The 4237-nt window shown below is 39.5% G+C and carries 7 protein-coding genes, 1 tRNA gene and 1 pseudogene; 3 read left to right on the top strand and 6 right to left on the bottom strand.

Annotated elements, in window-relative coordinates:
• Together L6C30_RS14305 and L6C30_RS14300 are read left to right on the top strand one after the other, a co-directional pair.
• A partial coding sequence (locus L6C30_RS14305) for an integrase core domain-containing protein (protein WP_180096446.1) occupies positions 1-149 on the top strand: 149 nt, incomplete at its 5' end.
• A 38-nt stretch (positions 150-187) separates the two neighbouring features.
• A pseudogene (locus L6C30_RS14300) lies at positions 188-406 on the top strand (transposase); the annotation flags it as partial.
• Positions 407-445: 39 nt separating this feature from the next.
• Here the strand turns inward: L6C30_RS14300 and L6C30_RS14295 are convergent.
• From L6C30_RS14295 to L6C30_RS14275, 5 genes are all read right to left on the bottom strand, one after another.
• Positions 446-1198, bottom strand: coding sequence for an ATP-binding protein (locus tag L6C30_RS14295; protein ID WP_236163321.1), 753 nt, complete (start codon positions 1196-1198; stop codon positions 446-448).
• A gap of 10 nt (positions 1199-1208) precedes the next feature.
• Positions 1209-1763: a DUF1376 domain-containing protein gene (locus L6C30_RS14290; protein WP_236163322.1), complete on the bottom strand. Its 555-nt coding sequence runs from the start codon at positions 1761-1763 to the stop codon at positions 1209-1211.
• A gap of 65 nt (positions 1764-1828) precedes the next feature.
• Positions 1829-2080, bottom strand: coding sequence for a hypothetical protein (locus L6C30_RS14285; RefSeq protein ID WP_005265407.1), 252 nt, complete (start codon positions 2078-2080; stop codon positions 1829-1831).
• On the bottom strand, positions 2073-3254 hold the full coding sequence (locus L6C30_RS14280) for an Arm DNA-binding domain-containing protein (RefSeq protein WP_019837124.1): 1182 nt from the start codon (positions 3252-3254) through the stop codon (positions 2073-2075). The genes L6C30_RS14285 and L6C30_RS14280 overlap by 8 nt, the downstream gene beginning before the upstream one ends.
• Positions 3255-3266: 12 nt before the next feature.
• Positions 3267-3482 carry a hypothetical protein gene (locus L6C30_RS14275; RefSeq protein ID WP_019837125.1) on the bottom strand — a complete coding sequence of 72 codons (216 nt, stop codon included), beginning with the start codon at positions 3480-3482 and terminating at the stop codon, positions 3267-3269.
• 110 nt (positions 3483-3592) lie between these two features.
• Here L6C30_RS14275 and L6C30_RS14270 point away from each other — a divergent pair, with 110 nt between their 5' ends.
• Positions 3593-3802: a helix-turn-helix transcriptional regulator gene (locus L6C30_RS14270; RefSeq protein ID WP_084792783.1), complete on the top strand. Its 210-nt coding sequence runs from the start codon at positions 3593-3595 to the stop codon at positions 3800-3802.
• 328 nt (positions 3803-4130) lie between these two features.
• Here the strand turns inward: L6C30_RS14270 and L6C30_RS14265 are convergent.
• Positions 4131-4206, bottom strand: a tRNA-Gly gene (locus L6C30_RS14265).
• Positions 4207-4237 lie beyond the last annotated feature (31 nt).

The raw sequence follows: 4237 nt of genomic DNA, 5'->3' as shown, positions 1-4237 counted from the left end.
ATCGGACCATACGTTATAGTTGGCTGAGCAAGCATTTATTTGATACTTTGGATGAAGTACAAGATTATGCAACAAACTGGTTGTGGCATTACAACCATGAAAGACCACATCAAGCTAACAAAGGAAAGCCACCTCTAATGGCTGCTTAACCTCTACTTTTAACTTCGGTTATTTATGGGAGGATTACCATCCGTATAGCGCCTGGGAACGAGGCACGAATGAGAATGCCAATGGCTTAATCATGCAATATATTAAAAAAGGCAGTGATTTAAGTATCTATACAGATGAATATATCTCACAAATCACTCAACGTTTGAATCATCGTCCTATAAAAAGACTCGGCTTTAAAAGTCCGAGTCAGTTAGTATGGCAACAACATGATGTTGCACTTCAAATGCTAATCTAAGGTATAAAAAAAGCGGTTTATTTGAACTTTTTAAGATATTTAATCAATGTTATTGAAACGCTTATCATCCCAATAACATGGCACTACAATCAAATTGTTCTCATGTAATCGTGACCATAATCGGACACCTAAATCCCGCTGCATACTTTGGACTGTGAAATTGGAAATTAGCAGAGTCGACTTCATACTGTCATAACGGCTATATAAAACCTTATGTACCATTTCTAGACGTTTTTCATGCCGGTCATGCAGGCCATATTCATCAATCACTAATAAATCAAAACTGGAGAAATGGTCGATAACCTCCTTTTCAGAGCGTGAAGCATCTGACCAGGTGTCCATCATTTTTTGAGCAATTTCTGCACTGGTATAGTAGCGTGCAGATTTTGTACTGTTATGCATAATGTTGCGAATGATTGATGCACTCAGATGGGTTTTACCTGTACCTGGTGTACCAATCATCAACATGTTCGGGTTGTGGTCAGAAATAATCTGCTGTGCAAAAGCCTGACATAGTTTGACGGCATTGTCTTGTGCAGGACATGCAACTACATAATTCTTGAAGCCACGATCCAGGTAACGTTTATTGAGCCCTGAATTTTTAATTTTCTGTTGTAGCAATCGCTGTTGCAGTTCATTCTCATACGCTGCATGTGAGTGATGGACTTTTTCTTTGGCACACAATTTACAGAGCCTGTGACCGGCAATTTCCATCAAGGGTAGGTGATGGGTAGGGCAAAGTGTTTCTGTTGCTTCTGCGTAAATTTGGAGCGTTTTAAGCATGGTGTTCATGGTTGTTCTCCTAAATCCATTTTGAATTTTCTAAAAAACTCTCATTTTTTTCTTCAAAATTTGAAGATGAAGATGAAGATGAAGATGAAGATGAAGATGAAGATGAAGATGAAGGGCATGATTCAAGCATGGCTTGAGTAATACTCGAGCTCTTCTCAGGAGCTGCTTGAGCATTAACTTTTCGGTGCTTGGTTGATGCTTGAGCATTACTAGCGGATTTCCCCCAACGTGCCTGAGCTGCATTTTTAGCTTTATCAGATTTCATTTGCTGATTTTGCAATGCCTGGCTTTTTAAACTGCTTAAGAAATTTGAATGAATCTGCTCAGACTCGACTTCAAACAATTCTAGGGCCATCAGCGTATTTAACAAAGTTTTAGCCTTGGTGTGCTGCGGTAATTTCGTGATGCTACATACAGTCGCTAGGTCGTGAGGAATGGCACCATTTTTCCAAAAATCCATCATTAACAGCAGTGCCGCACCAATTTGTTCTGCTGTCATTCGTGCAAATTTTGCCTGTAGGTCGCCAATATAGAGTGGCATCCAAATTGAAATATCTTTATGCATATGTTCACCTTTTTATAGGTATAAAGGGGCTAAGGTCATCGATTTGATGACCTTTTATGTTTGTTTTATGAGTGAGCGAGACTCATTAAGCGAACACGGGCCTGTTGAGCTAAGTCATCGTAATGAGCTTGCCCTTCATCCAGCATTCGCTGTAGCCAAAGTCTTAATGCTTGGTGATCATCGAAGCATTTATTGATTTCCAGCAAAAAGGCCAGATTGTGCAGTTTGGGAATGTGTAGCTCATGGATTAATTCACGAGCGACCATATCTGCTTCAGGGCTGACCACCACACCACCAAAGAAAGCTTTACTATTCATGTGCAAGCTCCTCTGCAGTGAGTCTCTCCAGCATGGCTTCAAAAGCACTGCCATCGCGACGGGTAACATTCGGAATGTAGCGGCTATAGACCCGGAACAACATTTCAGTGGTTGAATGCCCCAATTGGCGAGCGACCCATTCTGGATTTTCACCTGCCGCCAGCCAGAGCGTTGCTGCTGTATGACGTGTCTGATAAGCACGACGAGGCGTTAATCCTAAAAAGCGCAGGATAGGGTGCCATACACGCTTATTAACTAAACGGTAGTCTAGAGGACCACCATCACGGTTGCAGAAGACGAAGTCCGATTTTCCGTTGTTGAGGCTTTTCTGTTGCAGAAAGGCTTGGTACACCCGGTCATTCATCTGGATCGTGCGGTCAGAACCATACGTTTTGGTTCCACCAAGAACACCATTCACTAACGCTTCACGGATATGGATCTCACGACGTTGCAAGTCGATATTTTTCCATTGAAGGCCATCGATTTCACTGGTGCGCATACCCGTAAAAAAGCGGATGGTGTAATAAGGTTTAAAGTCGTCACGAACAGATGTAATAATTCGCTGAACTTCTTCAAGTGAGAAAGGCGTGACTTCAATCCGACCTTCTTTCAAACTTTTTATGTTTTTGTAAGGGCTATCAAAATCATATCGTTCGGATGCGCTATCTAGTATCATACGAAGTACTGTCATAATCTGATTGATTCGTGATGGTGAAAGGCATTCTTGGTTATTTCCGTATGTCACTTTGGCGAGGGATGAACGGAATCCAAGGATGTCTGACTTTTTGATGTTAATAACAGGAATTGTTCCGAAATATGGAGTTAAATATTTTCGAATAACAATTCTAATTTTTTCTGCATAGCTGCTACGCCATTCTATTTCTTTATCAGCAACCCATATTTCACAGTACTTTGAAAAAACAGGTGCTTTAGAACTCACTGCATTGATTTGGTTTTCAGCAGCTTTAATTTCTGCCAGTCGAGCACTTTTGGGAAAATATTTTGCATAATCAAATACACCTAAGAGCATTTCAGCTTCCATACGTTCAATCGCTTTTTCAAGTTTTTTACGATTGTTAGGTGTATCTTCCATTGCAGTTGTTTCACGGCAACGCTTATTTAAGTACCGAAAATCAATTGTAAGCTTGCCGTATCTTGTACGGATTGAGGCCATGTGATTGAACTCCTATTGTAGTTGTAGGCTATGAAGAGAGCCGAACGAGGTTTTTGTCATATCTTCCTCAATGCGTTCCCAAACATAAAGAATTTTGCGCCCACCAAATGGGCGAATGTAATGAACGCCTTCAATTAAGACGCTATCTTTCAGTTGATTTCTGATAGTACGCTCGTTGTAATGAATTCGTTCCGAAAGTTCTTTTGTAGTAAGATACGTGAAGTTCATATGTATATCCTTTTAATAAGTATCACAATGATGTTATTTAAGATCACAATGCAATACTATAAGCATTTAATACATCATGCAAGTACTTTATTACACAATGGTGGTAATTAATGATAGTTTGCAATTTACCAGTTTTATTAGCAGAACGCAGAATGAAGGTTGCGGATGTTGCGCGTGAAACAGGGATGAGTAAAACCACTCTGCATAAACTTTATAATGGTCAATCGACTCGTATTGATTTTGAAACAATTGAGAAGCTCTGTTTATTATTAAATGTAGAGGTAGGAGATCTTCTGAAATTACAAGCTGAAGAATCTTAATACGATGAAATATTTATGAAATTAAGGTCACCAAATTTGGTCACGATCCTATTTGATCTTGAAAAATATTGAATTGAAAATAATAGAAGTCTAATGACATAGAGATTTTCGGTGGAATAATTTTTTAGGCAGTTTTAGAAAGGGGTTCTTATCTTTTTGATTTATTGAAGGCACCATTTGGTCACCATTTGGTCACCATTTGGTCACCATTTGGATATAGCACTTTTGTAAACTTACTTTTTTAAGAATAAAGATCTCTTATGAAGAAAAATATTGAATAAAATCAATAAAAAAAGCCCCTATCTTTCGATAGGGGCTTTTCGTATTCTGGAGCGGGAAACGAGACTCGAACTCGCGACCCCAACCTTGGCAAGGTTGTGCTCTACCAACTGAGCTATTCCCGCATGCGGTGTATAATACATGATGAAAAAATAG

Origin of the sequence: Acinetobacter sp. KAM396, assembly GCF_021602765.1 — a bacterium.
GTDB classification, from domain to species: Bacteria; Pseudomonadota; Gammaproteobacteria; order Pseudomonadales; family Moraxellaceae; genus Acinetobacter; species Acinetobacter towneri_A.
This window is presented reverse-complemented; position numbering and strand designations above follow the sequence as displayed.